Annotated in this window: 16 protein-coding genes; 5 read left to right on the forward strand and 11 right to left on the reverse strand. The window is 58.3% G+C overall.

What is annotated here, in order from left to right; all coding sequences use genetic code 11:
* Nucleotides 1-10: 10 nt before the first annotated feature.
* The 5 genes from NUW46_RS18460 to NUW46_RS18480 form a co-directional block, all read right to left on the reverse strand.
* A complete protein-coding gene (locus NUW46_RS18460; protein WP_069182226.1) occupies nucleotides 11-550 on the reverse strand; it encodes a ferritin-like domain-containing protein in 540 nt (179 codons plus the stop codon).
* A gap of 79 nt (nucleotides 551-629) precedes the next feature.
* On the reverse strand, nucleotides 630-3,392 hold the full coding sequence (gene acnA, locus NUW46_RS18465) for an aconitate hydratase AcnA (RefSeq protein WP_418140905.1): 2,763 nt from the start codon (nucleotides 3,390-3,392) through the stop codon (nucleotides 630-632).
* A gap of 260 nt (nucleotides 3,393-3,652) precedes the next feature.
* Complete coding sequence (locus tag NUW46_RS18470) at nucleotides 3,653-5,173, reverse strand: methyl-accepting chemotaxis protein (RefSeq protein WP_418140906.1); 1,521 nt, start codon at nucleotides 5,171-5,173, stop codon at nucleotides 3,653-3,655.
* Nucleotides 5,170-5,751: an SCO family protein gene (locus tag NUW46_RS18475; RefSeq protein ID WP_418140907.1), complete on the reverse strand. Its 582-nt coding sequence runs from the start codon at nucleotides 5,749-5,751 to the stop codon at nucleotides 5,170-5,172. Before NUW46_RS18475 ends, NUW46_RS18470 begins: the two co-directional genes overlap by 4 nt.
* A 171-nt stretch (nucleotides 5,752-5,922) precedes the next feature.
* Nucleotides 5,923-7,746 (reverse strand): ABC transporter ATP-binding protein, encoded by a 1,824-nt coding sequence (locus tag NUW46_RS18480; RefSeq protein ID WP_418140908.1) that lies wholly within the window; start codon nucleotides 7,744-7,746, stop codon nucleotides 5,923-5,925.
* A gap of 144 nt (nucleotides 7,747-7,890) precedes the next feature.
* On the opposite strand from NUW46_RS18480, the gene NUW46_RS18485 reads away from it, so the two are divergent.
* Entirely contained in the window at nucleotides 7,891-9,345 is a 1,455-nt protein-coding gene (locus tag NUW46_RS18485; RefSeq protein ID WP_418140909.1) for a hypothetical protein, read from the forward strand.
* Between the two features lie 120 nt (nucleotides 9,346-9,465).
* Here the strand turns inward: NUW46_RS18485 and NUW46_RS18490 are convergent, their stop codons facing one another.
* The gene (locus NUW46_RS18490; protein WP_418140910.1) at nucleotides 9,466-10,914 is read right to left on the reverse strand and encodes a rhomboid family intramembrane serine protease; all 1,449 of its coding nucleotides are present in this window, start codon (nucleotides 10,912-10,914) and stop codon (nucleotides 9,466-9,468) included.
* Between the two features lie 323 nt (nucleotides 10,915-11,237).
* Here NUW46_RS18490 and NUW46_RS18495 point away from each other — a divergent pair, with 323 nt between their 5' ends.
* Both NUW46_RS18495 and NUW46_RS18500 read left to right on the forward strand, forming a co-directional pair.
* Entirely contained in the window at nucleotides 11,238-11,678 is a 441-nt protein-coding gene (locus NUW46_RS18495) for an OmpA family protein (protein ID WP_418140911.1), read from the forward strand.
* A 305-nt stretch (nucleotides 11,679-11,983) separates the two neighbouring features.
* Nucleotides 11,984-12,637 (forward strand): DUF2202 domain-containing protein, encoded by a 654-nt coding sequence (locus NUW46_RS18500; RefSeq protein ID WP_418140912.1) that lies wholly within the window; start codon nucleotides 11,984-11,986, stop codon nucleotides 12,635-12,637.
* A 68-nt stretch (nucleotides 12,638-12,705) separates the two neighbouring features.
* Here NUW46_RS18500 and NUW46_RS18505 read toward each other — a convergent pair whose 3' ends face one another.
* The 5 genes from NUW46_RS18505 to NUW46_RS18525 all read right to left on the reverse strand — a co-directional run bounded on the left by NUW46_RS18505 (nucleotide 12,706) and on the right by NUW46_RS18525 (nucleotide 16,779).
* Nucleotides 12,706-13,107: an MAPEG family protein gene (locus NUW46_RS18505; RefSeq protein ID WP_418140913.1), complete on the reverse strand. Its 402-nt coding sequence runs from the start codon at nucleotides 13,105-13,107 to the stop codon at nucleotides 12,706-12,708.
* A 2-nt stretch (nucleotides 13,108-13,109) separates the two neighbouring features.
* Nucleotides 13,110-13,352, reverse strand: coding sequence for a GlsB/YeaQ/YmgE family stress response membrane protein (locus NUW46_RS18510; RefSeq protein ID WP_069182235.1), 243 nt, complete (start codon nucleotides 13,350-13,352; stop codon nucleotides 13,110-13,112).
* A gap of 95 nt (nucleotides 13,353-13,447) precedes the next feature.
* The gene (locus NUW46_RS18515; protein ID WP_418140914.1) at nucleotides 13,448-14,146 is read right to left on the reverse strand and encodes a lysophospholipid acyltransferase family protein; all 699 of its coding nucleotides are present in this window, start codon (nucleotides 14,144-14,146) and stop codon (nucleotides 13,448-13,450) included.
* A 48-nt stretch (nucleotides 14,147-14,194) separates the two neighbouring features.
* On the reverse strand, nucleotides 14,195-14,785 hold the full coding sequence (locus NUW46_RS18520; RefSeq protein ID WP_418140915.1) for a class GN sortase: 591 nt from the start codon (nucleotides 14,783-14,785) through the stop codon (nucleotides 14,195-14,197).
* Nucleotides 14,782-16,779, reverse strand: coding sequence for a marine proteobacterial sortase target protein (locus tag NUW46_RS18525; protein WP_418140916.1), 1,998 nt, complete (start codon nucleotides 16,777-16,779; stop codon nucleotides 14,782-14,784). Before NUW46_RS18525 ends, NUW46_RS18520 begins: the two co-directional genes overlap by 4 nt.
* Nucleotides 16,780-17,212: 433 nt before the next feature.
* Between NUW46_RS18525 and pdsR the strand changes: the two genes are divergently transcribed.
* Nucleotides 17,213-17,914: a proteobacterial dedicated sortase system response regulator gene (gene pdsR, locus NUW46_RS18530; RefSeq protein WP_069182239.1), complete on the forward strand. Its 702-nt coding sequence runs from the start codon at nucleotides 17,213-17,215 to the stop codon at nucleotides 17,912-17,914.
* A 3-nt stretch (nucleotides 17,915-17,917) separates the two neighbouring features.
* A complete protein-coding gene (locus tag NUW46_RS18535) occupies nucleotides 17,918-19,948 on the forward strand; it encodes an ATP-binding protein (protein WP_418140917.1) in 2,031 nt (676 codons plus the stop codon).
* Nucleotides 19,949-19,955: the final 7 nt, after the last annotated feature.

Here is a 19,955-nt window from a genome sequence, read left to right on the forward strand (position 1 = left end):
TTCGACAGGCTCAGCTATCCAGCCCTTCAAGCAAGCCGGCCATATCGTCGGCGTGCTCCTCTTCCTGGGCCAGGATTTCCTCGATAATACGCCGGGAAGTGGGGTCCTGATCGCCCAGATAGCGGGCAATTTCCCGGTAGCTGTCGATCGCGATGCGCTCGGCTACCAGATCCTCAACCACCATGTCCCGGAGCGTTTCACCCTCAACGAACTCGGCGTGCGATCGGGTCAACAGGCCTTCCGGTGAAAAGTTGGGCTTGCCACCCAGCTGCACGATGCGTTCAGCCAGCCAGTCGGCATGCTGCTGCTCCTGGTCTGCGTGCTCCAGGAATTCCTGGGCAGCAACATTGGCGTTGATGCCATCGGCACGGAAGTAGTGGCTTTTGTAACGCAGGGTGCAGACAATCTCGGTGGCCAGCGCCTCGTTCAGAATCTTCACGACATTGTCGCGGTTGGCGCCATAGCCTTCCGTCAGAGCCCCCTCTTCAATGTGTTTGCGGGCTCTTTCGCGGAGGGTTTTAACGTCCGTCAGAAACGGTTGATCGGTCATAAGGTCTCTCTCGTTTCTCTCATGTATTTCTTGAATTCGGCATGGCGGAAGCCCGCCATGCCATGTTCGCCCTGTCCATTCAGGCAGTGCGCAACATTTCCCGCACCACGTAATGGAGAATGCCACCGTGCTTGAAGTAAACGGCTTCATTGGCGGTATCGATCCGTGATTTCAGCTCACAGGTCTCGGTGGAACCGTCCTTGTATTTCACCGTCATGGTCAGCGTCTGGCCCGGCTTGATCTCGCCAGACAGGCCTTCGATGCTGATGGTTTCTTCACCGGTGAGTTTCAGGCTCTTGCGATCGGTGCCTTCCGGGAACTGCAGCGGCATCACGCCCATGCCGATCAGGTTGGAGCGGTGGATACGCTCGTAGGATTCGGCAACCACGGCTTTCACACCCAGCAAGCGGGTGCCCTTGGCCGCCCAGTCCCGGCTGGAGCCAGTGCCGTATTCCTTGCCGGCAATGACCACCAGCGGCGTGCCTTTCTCCTGGTATTTCATGGCAGCATCGTAAATGGCCATCTGTTCACCCGTGGGCACGAACTTGGTGAAGCCGCCTTCCACGCCGTCGAGCATCTCGTTCCTGATACGCACGTTGGCAAAAGTGCCGCGCATCATCACTTCGTGGTTACCCCGGCGAGAGCCATAGGAGTTGAAGTCTTTCGGCTCAACCCCGTGCTCCTGTAGATATTTACCGGCAGGGGTATCCGGCTTGAAGGAGCCCGCCGGGGAGATATGGTCCGTAGTAACCGAGTCACCCAGCATCGCCAGGATGTTGGCATCCTGGATGTCTTCAATCGCATCCGGCTCCTCCTTGAGTCCTTCAAAGAACGGCGGGTGCTGGATGTAGGTGGACTTGTCGGACCACTCGTACACCTTGCTTTCCGGCACCTTGATGGACTTCCAGGTGTCATCACCGTCGAAGACCTCCGCGTACTCCTTGCGGAACATGTCGGTTTTCACCTTCTCCACGGCTTCGGCGATTTCCTGCTGGCTCGGCCAGAGGTCTTTCAGGTACACGGGATTACCATCCTTGTCGGCGCCGAGGGCCTCTTTCTCCAGGTCCAGGCGAACGTTGCCCGCCAGCGCGTAGGCTACGACCAGGGGCGGCGATGCCAGCCAGTTGGTTTTCACCAGCGGATGCACCCGGCCTTCAAAGTTCCGGTTACCCGAAAGCACTGAGGCAACGGTCAGATCACCATCGGTGATGGCCTGCTCCACCTCTTCAGGCAGCGGCCCCGAGTTACCGATACAGGTGGTGCAACCGTAACCCACCAGGTTGAAGCCAAGCTTGTCTAGATCGTCCTGGAAACCACCGACCCGGAGATAATCCGTGACTACTTTGGAACCCGGGGCCAGGGAGGTCTTGACCCAGGGCTTGGTGTTCAGCCCCTTCTCGACGGCTTTCTGGGCGATCAGGCCGGCGGCCATCATCACGCTCGGGTTGGAGGTATTGGTGCATGATGTAATGGCGGCAATCACCACCGCGCCAGGATCCAGCCGGGACTTCTCGCCGTTCATGTGCAGCGGTTGGCTGGAGGGGTGTTCGAAGTAAGCGTCCTGCGCACCAACGGCGGTGCCACCTCCTTCGGACTCGAGATTCGCTTTGCGGGTCTCCGCAGGCCCTTCGGCGGTTTCCATCAACAGCTCGAAAGACGACTTCATGTTTTTCAGGGCAACCCGGTCCTGTGGCCGCTTGGGCCCGGCAAGGCTGGCTTCGACATCCCCCATATCGAGCTCCAGGTTGTCGGTATACACCGGCTCATGGCCAGGCTCCCGCCAGAGTCCCTGGGCCTTGGCATAGGCTTCCACCAGCTCCAGCTGCGCCTCCTCCCGGCCGGTCAGACGCATATAGTTGATGGTCTGCTCGTCAACCGGGAAGAAACCACAGGTGGCACCATATTCCGGCGCCATGTTGGCAATGGTGGCCCGATCAGCCACTGGCATATCTTTCAGGCCATCACCGTAGAATTCCACGAACTTGCCGACCACGCCTTTCTTGCGCAGCATTTCGGTGACCGTAAGCACCAGGTCCGTCGCGGTAATGCCTTCACGGAGCTTGCCGGTAATCTTGAAGCCCACCACCTCGGGGATCAGCATCGAGACCGGCTGGCCCAGCATGGCGGCTTCCGCTTCAATACCGCCAACGCCCCAGCCAAGAATGCCCAGGCCGTTGATCATGGTGGTGTGAGAGTCGGTACCGACCAGGGTGTCCGGATAGGCGATGGTCTTGCCGTCCTGATCCTTCTGCCAGACGGTCTTGCCCAGATACTCCAGGTTCACCTGATGGCAGATACCGGTGCCCGGCGGCACCACACGGAAATTGTCGAACGCCTGCTGACCCCAGCGCAGGAATTCGTAGCGCTCCTGGTTGCGCTCCATCTCGATGGTGACGTTGTCTTTGAACGCTGATGGATCACCAAACTTGTCCACCATCACCGAGTGGTCGATGACCAGATCCACGGGCGACAGCGGATTGATCATGGCCGGATCCTTTCCGGCGGACTTGACCGCCTCTCGCATGGCCGCCAGATCAACCACCCCCGGTACACCGGTGAAATCCTGCATCAACACACGGGCGGGCCGGAACTGGATTTCGGTATCGGAGCGGCGGTCTTTCAGCCATTGCACCATGGCATCAATGTGGCTGCGATCAACGGTGGAGTCGTCCTCATTGCGCAGCAGGTTCTCCATTAACACTTTCAGCGAGAACGGCAAACGATTGAGGTCCCCGAGGGTGTCTGCAGCCTTGGGCAGGCTGTAGTAATGAAAGGTTTTACCGCCAGCATTAAGGCTGGAAAGGGTATTCAGGCTGTCTTTGCTGAGACTTTCGTTCGACATGTGGTGCCTCCTTTTTCGTCGTTATCCGCGTATTCCGGAAGGCTCTTTCGAAGCCCTTTCAGCAACGCATCGACCGGGAAAACGATCAAGAACCCGTCCATAGCCTGATGAAAGGACTCCACAGCGTGAAGTCACCTTTAACTATTGCAGCAATTAACGAGAGTTCAACCGCGAGCCAATGAATGTTCGGCATCATTACGGTGAATATCAGACCAACGTCGGAGAGCCCGGGGACTCTCCAACGTCAGCCTTTGGAAAGGTTAGATGCGATAAAGCTTGACCAGTTCATCGAGTTTTTCGGTGACTGACTCAAGCTCCGTGGCCATGGTCCTGACCCGCTCGGCCTCGGACACCACATCGTTGTTGCGGGTAGCAACGGAATGAATACTCTCGTTGATCTGGAGTGACGTGGCCGCCTGTTCTTCCGAGGCCGAGGCAATCTGGTAATTCATTCGGGACACTTCGCTGATGGCAGCTTCCACCTCGCGCATGGCCTCGCCCGTTTCCCGCATGGCCCGGGTGGATTCTGCAGAACGGGTGCGCCCCATCTGCATGGAAGCCTTGGTGGCTTCGGAGATGTCGCTCAGCTCGCCGATGGTTGCCCGAATCTGGTCCGTAAATTCCTGGGTGCGGAGAGACAGCGCCCTCACCTCATCCGCCACCACGGAAAAACCACGTCCATGCTCGCCGGCCCGCGCTGCCTCAATGGCGGCGTTCAGCGCCAGCAGGTTGGTCTGCTCGGAGATCGCATTGATGGAGCCGACGACAGAGGAAATGGACTCGATCTTCTCGCTCAGCTCATCCACCCGGTTTGCGCTGCTCTCAAGGGCCTCATCGGTGGACTCCGTGAGTTTCGACGCATTGGCCATGGCCTCGCCGCCCCTGGTGGCTGCCCCTGACGCATTACTGGCCGCGTCGGACGCCAGCTGCGCATTACTGGCCACTTCCTGGATACTGGCCGACATCTCGTTGGTCGCTGTGGCCGCCTGGTCAGTCTGGACCTGCTGCTCACTGGCAATCGTGGTGGTGGTGTCGCTCACGCTGGTCAGATCATCCGCGTTTGAACGGAGTTGGCCAGACAGCTCCCTGAGCTTGACGATCAACTCAACAAACCGCTCCAGCATGTTGTTGAAGGACGTGGCAGTTACACTCTTGTCCCCCTCATCGAGTCGGGCCGTCAGATCATGGTTGCTGTCAAATCCCCGGACAATCTCGATGATCTGTATCGACTGTTTTTGCTCCGCACCCATCCGAATCGCAAAGAACACAAGGATCGACGCCTCAAATACCACGAAGGCGGCGTGAAGGAACGCAATTGACCAGCTGCAATCGTAGTTAAAGATCATCAATGCCATGTCGCCGAGGGAGGCACCGCCGAGCTGAAGCGCGGTCAGCAAAAGGTGGTGAACGGCGATGGTACCGGCTGCAACAATCACCGGGAGCCAGTCCCTGTAGATAATCACCAGGGCAAGGGCAGCAAAAATATGGAAATGCATTTCGATTCGACCCATCTGGGCCTGGATCATGATGGCGGAGAACAACATCAGGCAGACCGCATACAGGCAGGACAAAGCCCGCGTACCCCGCATGGTCCCGTAGCCCGCAGCTGCGAGCCCTCCGACCAGCAGAGACGCCACCAGTGCAAAGGTTGTTGTGCCATAGCCCATGGGCACGAACAGACCCACCACAGGAATATGTGCCAGAAGAAGAACCAGCATCTGAAGGTCGGTGCGTTCCCGGATTTGAGTTTCATAGGACTGACTGCGTGCCGCTGTCGTCATGTCGAGCTCTCACTTTTATTGTTAAGCAAACGGCGAAGGTCCTGTTCAACCCGTTCAAGATTCAGATCCGGTGTGGTGTACACCAGTCTCCTGCGAAAATCGGCTGTCACCACGTGCAGGGCTGCACTGTGGGTAATCGGGTTTTCCAGACCATGGCTCTTGGCAGCAAAGCCGTTATAAGCTGAAGCCAGTTTCTGGGCAGCGTTGAAGCTCTCGGGCCGGTAAGCCCTGAACGCCTCCCCCATACTTTTAACCATGTGTCGCAACGCATCCTCAGTGTCGGTTTCGGGATCCAGAGTGACGAACAGGAACTCGACTTTCTCGCCTTTCAGACGCTCACCAAGCTCCATCAGATTGACGCTTTGAACCGGGCAAACGGTTCCACACTTTCGGTAGCCGAAAAAGACGATGGCGAGCCCGTCCTCGGGAGGCCGGTAGTCACCAATGGCGGTTCCGGACTCATCGATCGCCATGCCATAAAAACCACTGTTATCAAGCAAAGACGGCATGACATGAAGTGCCGCTACCAGGAGAAACGCCGCACTGAAAAGCAGAATGGTTGAGGTTTTTTTGCGCACAAAGATTGCTCGTCGAAAACCGGATCAGATTCCGTTAGAAACCTTTACCCCGAATTTAGTTGCATTACTCAGACTATTAGCAGAGACAGCCTGACGTTGCTAACCAATACGGTCGCCGAATGCGACAGATCAATTTTTGTTGTAAGAGAGAGTAACGTTTGGAGGGTAAGCCTACATTTGCCGTTCGCCATACAGCTGCGCATACAGCCCTTCTCTGGCAATGAGCTCATCGTGATGCCCTTCCTCGATGATACGGCCGTCCTCGAAAACACAGGCACGATCTGCCTGTTTAACGGCGCTCAGTCGATGGGCAATGATCAGGGTAGTGCGCTGCTTCAGGAACGCTTCCAGATCGCGATGGAGCTGGAATTCGGTTTCCGCATCCAGTGCCGAGGTGGCTTCATCCAGTATGACCACCGAAGGTTCCGAAAGGATCATCCGCGCAATGGCCAAACGCTGACGCTGGCCGCCAGAGAGGCGAACCCCCTGGCGGCCGATCACCGTATCAAGCTGATCATGCATGGCCGCAACCGTGGCATCCAATTGGGCAATGCGCAGGGCTTCCCACAGCTCGGCGTCGGGCTTCTCCCGCCCCAGGGTCAGATTCTGGCGAACGGTATCGTTGAACAGCGCCGGGTGCTGGAGCACCGTCGCCACATGCTCACGAAGGCACGGCAGGCCGATACGCTGAACCGGCACGCCATCAATCAGCACCTCACCCTGTTGGGGCGTATACATGCCGAGGATCACCTGGATCAGGGTCGATTTGCCGCCGCCACTGGCTCCCACCAGCGCCACCTTTTCGCCCGGTGCCAACTCCAGATTAATGCCCCGCAGGACCTCTTCCTCGCCGTAGGCAAAGTGGATATTGCGCAGGGTCAGTCCTACTGTGTGACGATCGCGGAAGGGGTTCTCAAGCGCCGGATAGCGTGGCTCTTCTTTCAGATCCAGCAATCGGTTAATCCGTGCCAGGGCCGCATTGGCGGCAAACCAGGCATACTGCATGTTCAGCATCTCCTGAACTGGCGTCAGCATGAACCAGAGATAGCCGAAAATAGCGAACATCATGCCGATGCTCAGGTCGCTGAACAGCACGGTGATCATGGCCGCGGCCCGAAAGGCATCGACACCGAACTGGAACAGGGCAAAACTGGCCCGGCTGGCGGCGTCGCTGCGCCACTCAAACTGAATCGCGTGGTCACGTACGTTGCGGGCGCGATCAATCAGCTGGCGCAGGTAATGTTTTTCCCGGTTGGCCGCCCGCAACTGGTGAATGGCGTCCAGGGTTTCCGTAAGGTCACCCTGGAACTCCTCGTAAGCACTGTTCTCCCGACGCTTCAGTTCCTTGACCCGCTTGCCAATCAGAATCGTGGCGAAGATCACCAGCGGGTTGAACAGCAGAATCAGAAGGGCCAGCTGCCAGTGCACCCAGAGAAGCACAAGGGCGGTACCGAATACCGTAAGGCTGGCCACCAGAAACCGGCTGATGGTGGTCCCCAGAAACTGGTCGACGGTATCCAGATCGGTAATGAAGTGGCTGCTGATCCCGCCGGAGCCACGGGTTTCGTACTCCGACATGGCCACGCGCTGCAAACGCCCGAGCAACCGGGAGCGGATACGGAACACCACATCCTTGGAGACCTTGGAAAACTCCCGGGACTGCAAGACATTGAACGACAGTGCCGCCACCCGGAGGAGAAACGCGGCCAGAACCATCAGCCCGATATAAACCACCGGTGTTTCCCAGCCGCCCGGCAGTATCGAATCCATCACCGGTAACACCGGGCCAGGCTCGTCCAGCAACACTTCATCCACCAGAACCGGAAGCAGCAGGGGCACCGGCACACTCATGACGGTGGCCATGATCGCCAGCAGATTGGCGCGCACCAGCCGGGGCTTGTGCTTGAGCGCAAGCCCGAAGATATCCCGCCAGGTATACGGCTGTCGGGCTTCACGGGTGTCGATACCGGTTACGCTGCTTTGGGGGTGTTCCAAATAACCTCCGGAAAATGAAATCTGCCCGGTTGGATACGCCCGGGAACTGACAATAGTCTACCTGTTAACTGGTTTGCTGCGATCAAAACCGACATCTGTCATCATGAGCCAACGATTTTCTGATGGACCAGGACACAAGCACCTGTGAAACACGATTGCCACTACCATCCCGGCGACCCCGCAAAATGGCACTGCGGCGAGTGCCAGATCCACTACTGCAGCCGCTGCATGCCCGACGCCGACACTCGCCAGCGCCGCGCGCTGTGCCCGCACTGCAGCAAGGCCATGCGATACCTGGGCGCTGCCACCGAAGTGGTCCCGTTCTGGCAGCGACTCGGCGCGTTCTTCCGCTATCCATTCCATACCGATCCGCTGATCGTCATCGCCATTTGTACCCTGGTGCCGGTGGTTGCACCTGCCAACCTCATAGGCATCCTGATCTGGCTGGTGCTGGCGCTTGCGCTCTTCAAATACACCTATGCGGTGATTAACCACACCGCCGAAGGTCACCTGAAACCGCCCGCCGTGTCCGTGGCCTTCACCGGCAGCGGGTTTGATATTGTCATCCTGCAGCTACTGGTGTTCGTGTTGATGGGCGGGCTGGTCGGCGCTGCCGCCATGCTCGGCGGCCCGATCCTGATGCTGTTGGCGCTGGCGTTTGTCATTCTGGCATTGCCGGCCAGCATCATGGTGCTGGCCATGGAGCGCTCAGTGGGCGCGGCGGTAAACCCAATGAATCTGGCGGTGCTGATCTCGCGAATCGGCACCCCCTATTTCCTGCTCTATGGCTATCTGATCCTGCTTACCCTCGCCTCTGGCGCGGCCCAGGACTTCGCCGTCAATCACTTTCCTTTCTGGGTGGCCCAGCCCCTCGCCGGTTTCCTGAACAGTACCTTCACCCTGATCCTGTTCCACATGCTGGGCTACCTGTTGTTCCAGTACCAGGAAGAGCTGGGATTTGCCTCGGACATTCAAGACGAAATTTCTGGGCAGGACACCCACCAGCGTGACCGAACTGCCCGTTTCGATGCCGATATCGACATGAACCTGAAAGACGGCAACTACGACCGGGTGCAGAGCATGTTGAAGGAAGCACTGAAGCGGGATCGGGACAACGCCCTGAGAATCGGCCAGTTGTACCAACTACTGACGGCCCGCCAGGACACCGACGAACTCTACCGGTACCACCCACGAATTCTGAGCTGGCTGGCAGACCGCAATGACGGAGAAGGCATCGCCGGTGTGCTGAACACGCTGCAGCAAGCAGAACCCGGCTTCAAACTGGAGGATCCGGATCTCTCGGTACGCTGCGCCCGGGCCCTGTACCACCGGGGCCAGTTCAAGCCGGCCTTGCGGGTACTGCAGGATTTCCACAAGCGATTCCCGGACAGCGAACAACTGGCTCCCGCCTACCTCCTGGTGGCCCAGACCCTGGCCAACGGATTATCCCAGTGGGAAAAGGCGACGGCCTTCCTGACGTTTATCCAGAAGAAGTGCGTGAACCATCCGCTGCATGAGCAGATTACGGTGTATCTGGAGCAGGCTAAAAATCAAGAGCCATTGAAGGGACCGAAAGCAACGTTTTCTGTCCAGGACTGACGCAGGGTATGGGAGGGGCTTCCCAAAACCGTGCGGAGCCAGGGATGGCGGAGCCGAGCGTACAGGGACGTATTCACAGCGTGTTTTGGGAAGCCCCTCCCATACCCTGCTCCCCCGAGGCTAGCCGGCCTGAAGAAGTTGGCGATAATGACGAGCTTTGGGCGCCATCTGCCGCTTTTCGAACTCTTCCGCCAGCAACCGACAGGCCTCGGTGGTCAACATATCATCGCCGGTGCTTTTCAGCCGCTCGAAGGCTTTCTCGGCAGCTTTCAAATCGTGCTGTCTCAGGCTGGTGAACAACACCCGATTGTGATCCTCCGCCGCTAAAGGCTGATAGCTCTCACCCTTGCCCAGGTATTCCTGCCAGATGGCAATCATTTGCTCTGGCTGTCGGCGGCTGAGGGCATCGTTCATCAGCTCTTTGGTCCGATCCCGGTACTCTGGCAGATCCGGCCGGAGCTTGGCCAAGTGGTAAAGATGTTCCAGCAGAATATGGCGTTCCGGGTAATGCTCGCGCAGGGCCTCGAATTGCCGTCTCGCCAGATCGAACTCCATCCGGCCCAGGCTGGCCATGGCTTGGGCGTAACCACTGGTAAACCGGGCGTCCTGCTCTTCCTCTTCCGGCTCGAAGAACTCTTCGCGCACCTGCAACCAGCTCTTGCCGAGCAGCCAGACGAGTCCTGCGCCAGCAATAAGGCCGCCGGCATGCGCCATGTAGGCGATACCGGTGGCACCCGCGTACCAGTAATCGTAGATTTCCTTGCCTACCCATACGGGCAGCAGGGCGATGGCGGGCGCCCGGAAGTAGTTGAAATAGACACCCAGAAAATAGAAGAAACGGATTTTCTGTAGCCCGTAGATGGCCACATACATACCCATGAGGCCAGAGATCGAACCGGACGCGCCCACCAAGGGCACGTAACTGCCCGCCGAGAATGCAGTAAACATCAGACCGGAAAGGGCGCCGCACACCAGATAGGCAATCAGGTACCGACCGGGCCCCAGCGCCTTCTCGACGGTAAAACCGAGCAGGAACAGGAAGATCAGGTTACCAATGATATGGCCCCAGCCGCCGTGCAGAAACTGGTAGGTAATCAGGGTGTACAGCGACAGATCCGCCGGCACCAGACCGAGCTGGTTGGCACTGAGTTTCTGGAGGTAGTCCTGCTCGATGATGCTGCGTTGTTCCTGCCAGTGCGCCCGCTCCGCCGGTGCCCAGATGACATCGCGATTCTGCAGCAGGTACTGGTAGAACTCCCGATCCATCATCAGGTTGATGGCCAGCCAGAAATTTTCGTTCTCTTCCCGGAGTTGCTGGAACTGCTGGAGCTCGTAGACCCGGCTCTCCTCGCCCTGGAACTGGATTTGCCGCTGCAGGTAGTCCTCGTACGCAGGTGCCTCCAGCTCGTGAAGATCGGCGGACAGGTATTGTTCAACGGCCTGTTCGAGTTTGCGGCTGTCACCGCCCTGATAGAACAGGAAAACCAGCAGGCAGGCCATGATCAGGCCAAGGGTCACCCACGGCGGGCGTTTCCAGTTGATGGCGTTTTCAGCGGGAATAATCAGCATGGGCGGTCACAATTCATCACAATCTGTCCCTGAAACTCTGCTTTTTACCACAGCCCGGCCTTCTTTTCGCGCTCAAATGGAATCCAGCGCGAAGGTCGTAACGGGTCAATCCCGGAAATGTGGCACACCCCACAGAGTCGGCAAAGCCCATGACACTGGCCCGGCTGTCATTCGGATGTCACACAAATGACATTCAATCGGTTTCATCGAGAGAGTGGACCGGGCCACATATCGACCTTTCGCCAATTGCCGTTGTTCCTGCTCCAGCCAATAGTGATCAGGAATAACAAGAAAAACCGGACACCGAACCAAGGATTTTTCAGATGACCGTACTCGTATTGGATAACCCGGAGCTGATAGCCAATGCCGCGATAGCTGCCGGCTTTACCACGGCCAACTTCGAAGCCGGAACCAGGCGCCCGCACCGCATGAAGTTCCATTACGGCTTCAACAAACACGCCCTGGGCAGCGACGACGTTGCTTTCCTGCGACAGCACGCAAGCTACCTCAGGAACCATCCTGCCATCTCCGTCAGAATTCACGGCCACTCCGACAACTTCGGTTCGGAAGACTACAATCGGTTTCTTTCACGACTGCGCGCCAACGCGGTCGCCCGGTTCCTGATGCAGGAAGGTGTGGCCGAATCCCGGATTTTCATGAGTCACTGGGGCTCAGATCGACCTCTGGCAACGCCGGAGGACCGGGCAGCCAATCGCCGCGTGGAACTCGAATACCTGACCATGGATGTGGCCCGGGCGCTCTGAGCGAAAGCACCACCCAGAACTCGCCCCCGATCCTGCTTTTTTTCGGGGGCCAAATCCTTTCCGCGCGTCAGGGACGTTTTGCCCTACAGTGCCGACGCTGCTCTTTCCATAATGTTAATTGTTGCGATTTATATAACGTTAAACGGAACATCCCCATAAAGTTTAAGAATTTTTATTCAATAAAATCAGAAAGTTAAATTACAAAAAAGAGAGCAAACTTACCTTTATTTAACGAACCTTTTGGCCGAATCTTCGTCTTAGTGATGTATCCCGGGTTTAACCATTACCTGACTTGAGAGGTCACTATGAACGCAAAACCCTTCATCACTGCCACACTCATTGGTTCAATGCTTCTTGCCAGCACTGCATTCGCTGCAGGCGGCCCCCGCAACGGCGACGGCGGCGGTCGATCGGCAGACACTGCCAGTTCGGGCGACCTGACCACCATTGAAGTCAGCGATCTCCAGTTCATGCGGGAAGAGGAAAAGCTGGCCCGTGACGTTTACCTCACCATGGATCAGTACTGGGGTGACAGGACACAGGTCTTCGCTCAAATCGCGCTTTCGGAAGAAAGCCATACCAGTACCGTGGATTACCTGCTCAACAAATTTGGTGTTGAGGATCCGGTAGTGAATGACACCATTGGTGTCTTCACCAATGAAGAGCTTCAGGCCCTGTTCGACGAACTGGTTGCCAAGGGCAAGAATTCCTTTGTTGATGGCCTGTTCGTGGGTGGCCTGATCGAAGAGAAGGATATGAGAGATATTCTGGCCGCTATCAACCAGACTGACGAACGCGCCATTATTCTGGCCTATTCCAACCTGCTGGATGGCTCCAAAAGCCACCTCAACGCCTTCGTAAAGGTCATCGAGGCGCAGGGACTGACTTACGAGGCTCAGGTTCTGGATCCCGAAGAGGTGGAACTGATTCTTCACGACGAGAGCCAGATTGAGGACTGAACGTCCTTGAAGTAGGGGGCCCGAAAGCAAAACGGGGCGGCCGATGGCCGCCCCGCTCTTTTACTGCCTTAACCGTAGACCTGCCAGACATTCCATAGCAGTAACAAAGCAGCCATCAGAATCGACAACCAGGTCAGCAGTATGCCGATCATCCGGGCCCAATGGGTGCCGCCCCGCCCGTTGATCATGCCGAAGGCATGAAGAATACGGCCAACCACCAGAGCCATGCCGGTCCAGTAAATAAGTCCGCTGGCAACGCCATTGAGTTCTGCAATAGCGAGCATGATCAGACCAATCGGGGCATACTCCACCAGGTTGGCGTGGGCCCTTACCGCCGCCTCGAAATCCCTGTCATCGGTTACACCCAGGCCCTTCTTGTACTTCAGACGAAACTTGACGACCTGGGCCGACAACACCAGCAAAAGAATGCCGATAACGGCGGCAAACACTCCGGTTACGGGTACGATCATGCTCAGGCCTTCTTGATTGCACTAACAATAGCGAGAAGTAACACTGCGCCGACCGTCGCCGTTACCAGCTCACCGACAGCACCCTGGGCCGCCAGACCCAGAAGACGGAAAACAAAACCGCCGACAAACGAGCCAACAATACCAATACCGATGTTGGCCAGAACGCCGAAGCCACGGCCTTTCATGATCAGACCAGCCAACCAACCGGCTACACCGCCAATAATCAGAAACAGAATCAGATTCATCTCTTGCCTCTCCCTGAGGGTCGTTGAACGAAACGATCAGTCCCGCAAGACTGCCCTGTTTCCCATGGTGCTTCAAGCACTTCCAGATCCGACAATTACAGTGTGGCAATCGTCTCTGACATTTTTCGGTGGCAACGTTCGATCAGCTCCGGAATATCGTCAACCGTGAGACCCTCGGTTTCGATGGGTGGCAGGACCCGAATGGCGACCGATTCACGGCGGCCAGTCCAACCGACGGCCTCATCGGCATATTCCTGAACACAGACCATCGTGATCGGCGCACCCGATGCCACCGCTGCATGAAATGCGCCTTTCTTGAATTTCTGCAATCCTCGCCCCCTGCTACGAGTGCCTTCGGGGAACACCCAAAGACTTTTGCGATCCCGAGCAATGGCACTGCTGGTGGCCTTCATAACCGCAATGGCCTTGTGGGAACGCCCGCGGTTGAGGATAACGTTGCCGCCGAGCCAGAACACCTGGCCAAAGAAAGGCACCCAAACCAATGACGATTTACCAACCGTGACGGTGCGCGGCGGCAACAGGTCGCCCAAAACAAACAGATCGTCATTGTGCTGGTGATTGGCAATGACGACGGTGGGCCGATCCTGCGGCATATTTTCCCAGCCTTCCAAAGGCCGCTCCATACCCAGGACTGCACGCCCGAAACGAGCCACAACCCACGCAAGATAACGGTTGTTATCCGGATTGAAGGGCCTTGCCGCGTAGAACACCAGCGCGAACAGGCAGATGATCGGCACGCTCAGCCAAGCCAGCAGTTTTCTGATAATACCCATGCAACCAAACTCTGCAGCACAATTTTGGCGCACAAGTGTACGCCAACTCTATATTCCGGCAACAGTGTCAATTTGTTCCGTTTGTTTACCCCTTGCCGAGGCCCTGACGACGTACCGCAGTGGCCCCCCGGCGTCGACACTGTCGAACGGGTAACAGGTCACCAGTAGAAGCGTCCCCTCCGGCAATCTTTGGGTATCGATAAGCTCTGAACGGCTGTCGACCACCCGGGCCCCTTCCACCAGGTAGCTTTGCCAACGACCATCCCGGGCCTGCAGACGCACTTCATTGCCGGTTTCCAGCGCTTTCAGACTCCGAAAATGGGTATCCCGGTGCCCGGCAATGATCACGGCTCCCCCGGTGCCTTCGCCTCCGGTCAACCGGCCTGGCCCGAAGGCCAGGCTTTCGCCATGGGTATCGGCCAGCACAATCATGGAATCGTTCAGCTCCGGAATAGCCAGTCGACCGACCGGCCAGGTGTCTGCCCAGGGCCAGGGCCGCGATTCCGTTTGCCGGGCCTGGCTTTCCGCCCAGGCAACCTCCAGCAATTCCTGGGCAATCACCGCCTTTAGGGGAATCCATAACCCGAATACCAACAAGGTAGCAGAGCTGGTCAACAACAGGAGTAGGAGCCTGGTCATGCGAATGCCCTCCTCTGCAGCAGCACGAGCGCCAGGGAAAACATCAGACCGACCACACCAAGCGCGATCAGTAACAGCGCCGACGTTGCCGTCTGCGGGTAGCGCAGCATGCCGGCCTGGCTACCTGCTGGCAGGAGGGTGGGCAGATTATCCGAGACCATCGGCGTTTCTGTGCTGCGGGCCGGTGTGGAATCCACGGCGACAAAACTGGTGTAGGCGGACATCAGTCCGTGCTTGACCGCCAGCCCGGTAATGCCGGCCCTGTCTGGCTCCCGGCCCACCACCTTCGCCTCATCCTCCAGACTGTCGATCTTCTCTCTGGCCCAATGCCGATGAAGCCCGGTTGCGGAGGCAGCCTGTTGCAGATCCAGTGTCCTGTCCCAGTCCTTGCCACCTGGCAGGCGCCCCGACACCTTCAATTCCCCCATTGCCGGGACGCCTCGGACCACATGAATCAGGGGTTCGCCCTGGAACAGATCCCCCGGGCGTGCAGGGAAGGCCTCCCTGCCGGTTTCCTGGCCGGGCCAATTGACCCGGATATCCGTCAGAGCCGGCGACTCCATGGCTGAAAACAGGGCCTGCAGAGGTCCGTCTACATCGGAAGGCGACTGGATCGCTGTATAGGTCCCCCGGCCCCAGCGGGCGGCCTCACGCATGAAATGCCGGTTGGGCGCAGAGCCAATAGCCACGGTAAACAACCGCTGGCTGCCCAGCTGCTCGCGAATCTGCCGAAACAGCGCAGCCTCATTGCCCACTGCGCCATCGGTGATGAAAATCACCTGACGCACGCGCGCTCCCGCTTCAGTCTCCACCCCAGTGTCCAGCGCCCTGGACAGGGCCGGCGCCATTTCCGTTCCGCCATCAGCCCGAAGGCGATCCACGTACTGACGGGCTCGGGCAAGATTATTGCCGGTGGCTACTTCCGGCTGCATGAACAGGGAGTGCGTCTGGCTGTTGAACTGGATCACGTTGAAACGGTCCCGTGGTGTCAGTGTGTCCAGCCCCGCCTGAAGCGCACTTCGAGCCTGTCGGATCGACTCCCCCGCCATGGAACCGGAGGTGTCGATTACAAACACCAGATCCCGCGGCAGCACCATTGAACCGTTATCACCCGGCACCAGCATGGCCATCAAATAGTCCTCCCCCTGCCAGGACTGATGAAAGACCGCTGCGGAGGGTTCCAGCCCGGCAACCGGGCGCCACCGCACCACAAAATCGCGGTTCATCAGGATTTCGCCACCCTCGGGACTAACACTGAACGTCTGGCCATCCTGACGGCTAGCGAGACGGTGCGACGGACTGGAAACGCTCTCCAGCGGCAGCCCGGAATCAATCACCAGTTCAATGGAGGCACGATGGCTGTCTGTCGCCACATCGGTCGGGTTAACGGTAAACGGGCTGATCGCACTGGCATCCGGCACCTGAGTCGTGGGCAGCGCCCACCCACCTTGCCACTGATCCGGTGCCTTGCTGACCGGCCGTCCCGGCATGTAGCGGGGCGTCAGCGTGGTGGGAACCGTGAGTTCGAACACCCCGGCCTGATACTGCACCGGCTGCTGGTATTTCAGCTCCACCGACACCGTCTCCCCCGGCGGGATATTGGCTACCCGGGCGGTAAACAGGTTCGGACGCTGCTGCTCCACATTCGCCGCATGCTGCCCGGCCTGTTTTGCCTTCTCATAGGTCTTACGCGCCGTTTCCTTCGGCTGCACCTTGCCCTCGATGGTCCGCTCCCCCACTTTCATGGTCAAACCGTAGACACTGGCCTTCTCCGGCAACGGGAACACGAACACGCCTTCCCGCCACTGGTCGCTGGTATTGCGGAAACTTCTCAACAGCCGGGAGTCGGCAATCAGTCCGCTGACCCGAATGTCGAATTCACTGTCCAGCACCAGCGCCGGTTCCTGCCACTGCCCCTGACCATCAACAAAGTGCAGCTCGCCGACATTGTCTGCCTCGTTCGCCTCTGCATACAGTGGATGAACAAAAAGCATCAGCAAAACTGCCAGCCAGAGGCTAATGCCCTCACCGAGTCGCTTAAATCGTAGTCGTCGAGAGCCAGCAAAATCAGAGGCAGCTCCGCGGTGGTTTCCAAAACCGTGCGGAGCCATGGATGGCGGAGCCGAGCGTACAGGGACGTATTCACAGCGTGTTTTGGAGGCCACCGCGGAGCTGCCGGGCGTCGAACTCCTGTCTAAAACAGGGGAGTAAAGCCGTAAATAAGTGAGCATCATGAGAGAATCCTTGTGACTGCATGACTGTGCGAAACACCGCCATTCCAGCAATCCGGAAAGGAACTCCCATGGTAGATTGCGACAAACCGCCCTCAAAAAATGATGAATTGTGGCAACAATGCCCTTCGAACTTGTTATCACCCTCTGCCGTGTTTAAATAGGCACACATCGGCAACGGGAAGCAGCCGCCACCATGAAAAAACACGTTGTACTGATCGAAGACGAACCCGCCATCCGCGACAACTACCGCGCCGCGTTCGAGCGCCGTGGCTACCGTGTAAGCGCCCACGGCGACCGGTCGTCTGCCTGGCAGGTTCTGCGTCAGTCGTTGCCCGATCTGGCGATTATCGACGTCGGTCTGGGCGATGAACCGGAAGGTGGGTTCGCCCTGTGCCAGGATCTGCGGTCACTGTCCCAGACCCTGCCCATCATCTTCCTCACTGCCAGGGACAGCGACATCGACTCTGTCCACGGCCTGCGTCTTGGCGCCGACGACTATGTCACCAAAGACATGAGCCTGGACCACCTGCTGGCACGGGTGACCGCCCTGCTCAGACGGGCCGATGCCTGGGCCGAAGCCCTGCAGAAGCCGGATGAAGTACTCCAGCGAGGCAAACTCACGCTCAACGTGGATCGCATGACCGTCGCCTGGAATGAGACGCCCATCGATTTGACCGTCACCGAATTCTGGATGCTGCACTCCCTGGTACAGCACCCGGGCCATGTGCGCAGTCGCGAGCAGTTGATGGAAGCCGCCAGCACAGTACTGGACGACAATACCGTCACCTCTCACATCAAACGTATCCGCCGCAAGTTCCTGCAACTGGATGAGACCTTCGATGGCATCCAGACCGCCTACGGCATGGGTTATCGCTGGAATGCCCGTGAGGTCTGAACCTTGAGTCTCAAACGACAGCTGTTCGTCGCCAGCCTGCTGATGCTGCTAATCCCCTGGGCAGGTCTGCAGTTCGTTCTGGAATTGGACGACGCGCTCCGGCAGCAGGCCCGGCTGCAATTGCAGGCCCAGGCCGAGAGGCTGGCGGAAACCGCCGGCGATCAAATCATTGGTGCAACCGTCATCACACCCGAGGAGTCAGCCATCTATGTTGAGCCGCTAACGGGTAGCCTGAATCTGGATGGTTATGGTGCTGACTGGCCGGGCTTTGACGAAGAAAATCAGGACAGAAACTGGCAAGGCCAAACCCGCAGCCAAACCGGAGAGCACTCTCTTCAATGGCAGGCCATGACCGACCGGCGGCACCTGTTCCTGCTGATCCGCGTTAACCAGCGACAACCGGTGTTCTTCAACCCGGGCAGCCCAGACCAGGCCCATGATCGTCTCAGGCTGTGGCTGGAGCCAGCTCCGGGCAACCTGACTCCCGGTGCGCAACTGACATCCTGGCTGCTGCGCACGCCGGCTCCGGGTCAGCTGTATGGTCTGGAAGAAGCCAGCCAACAGCCGGACTACCGTATTTCCGGATTCATGCAACAAACCGGCAGCGGCTGGCAACTAGAGCTGAAGTTACCCATGCCTGCAAACCGCAGCCGCCTGGGTTTTGCGGCATTGTGGGGAAATGGCCAGGAAGCCGGCGTTTCTACGCCGGTCGATCCGCTGCCGATTCTGGTCAGTCGCAATCTGGCCCTTGAGCGCCAACTGGAACCGCAGTTAAACCAGGGCCAGCGGGTACGCCTGGTTGAACCGGCGGGCTGGGTGATCGCACGGCAGCATTCGGACACTGCGTCGCAAGCGCCGGATTTCGACAGCCTGAGCCCGTTGCAGGTGGTCGAGCAGATCAGCCTCAACGCCCTCCGGGGCCTGGTGCGCCTCTACCAGCCGGAGCCCACCGCCATTGAAACCGGCACAAACCGTGTGGCTATCGAGGCTCTCCCGGAGGAAGGCCTCGTTCGACACGAGGATGACAGCGTCTGGCTGCTAACCACGAGGGAGGTTTTCGGTGGTCGCACACTGATCCTCGAGCAGTCACTGGACCAGCTCCTGACTCTTTCCGGCTCTGCCCTGGGCTCGGTCATTGCCCGAAGCACACTCATCATTGTCGCACTGACCCTGGTTCTGCTCGGCTACGCCAGCTGGCTGTCATGGCGAATTACTCGCCTGCAGCGCGCTGTCAGCGCAAGCATTGACGAAGATGGCCGGATTACCGGCCGGGTGCCGGATGCCCGAAGCAACGATGAACTGGGCCAACTGCAGCGGCACTTCAGCCTGATGGTGGACCGGCTCCACGGCTACAACCGCTACCTGGAGAGCTTCTCGAGGCGACTGTCCCATGAGCTGAAAACCCCTGTCGCGGTGGTTCGTTCCTCGCTGGAAAACCTGAACCACAGCGACTCGGAAGAAGAGCAAAGGCAGTACATTGAACGGGCTGCTTCAGCCACGGAACGTCTCCGGCAGATACTCCATGGCATGAGCGAAGCAGCGCGGCTTGAACAGAGCCTCGACCATGCGGATAAAGAACAGTTTGATCTGGCCGCAGTGGCCGCCGAAGCCACGGCCGCCTACCAGGCACTTGATCCCAGCCATCAGATTCGCTATTCGGGGCCCGATGCGGGCTGCATGATCACCGGCTCTCCGGAGCTCATGGTGCAGCTTCTCGACAAACTGGTGGACAACGCCCGTGATTTCACACCACAGGAAGGCCTGATCGAGATAGCCCTGGACTCAAGTTCAGAAGGCCTGTGCCTATCCGTTTTCAACCAGGGCTCGGCGCTGCCAGAAGACACCACAACGGACATTTTCAGCCCGTTTGTCTCGATGCGGGACGGCCAGGAACAGGGCCACCTGGGGCAGGGTTTGCTGATCGTCAGCCTGATTGCCGACTACCATGGTGCCCGGGTGGAAGCCCGCAACCGCACCCAAGGTGGCATTGACGGCGTGAGCTTCCGGGTTATTATCCCGGCCATCCATTCTTGAAAACAGG

It is taken from the genome of Marinobacter sp. MA (genome assembly GCF_048298425.1).
Classification (GTDB): Bacteria; Pseudomonadota; Gammaproteobacteria; order Pseudomonadales; family Oleiphilaceae; genus Marinobacter; species Marinobacter salsuginis.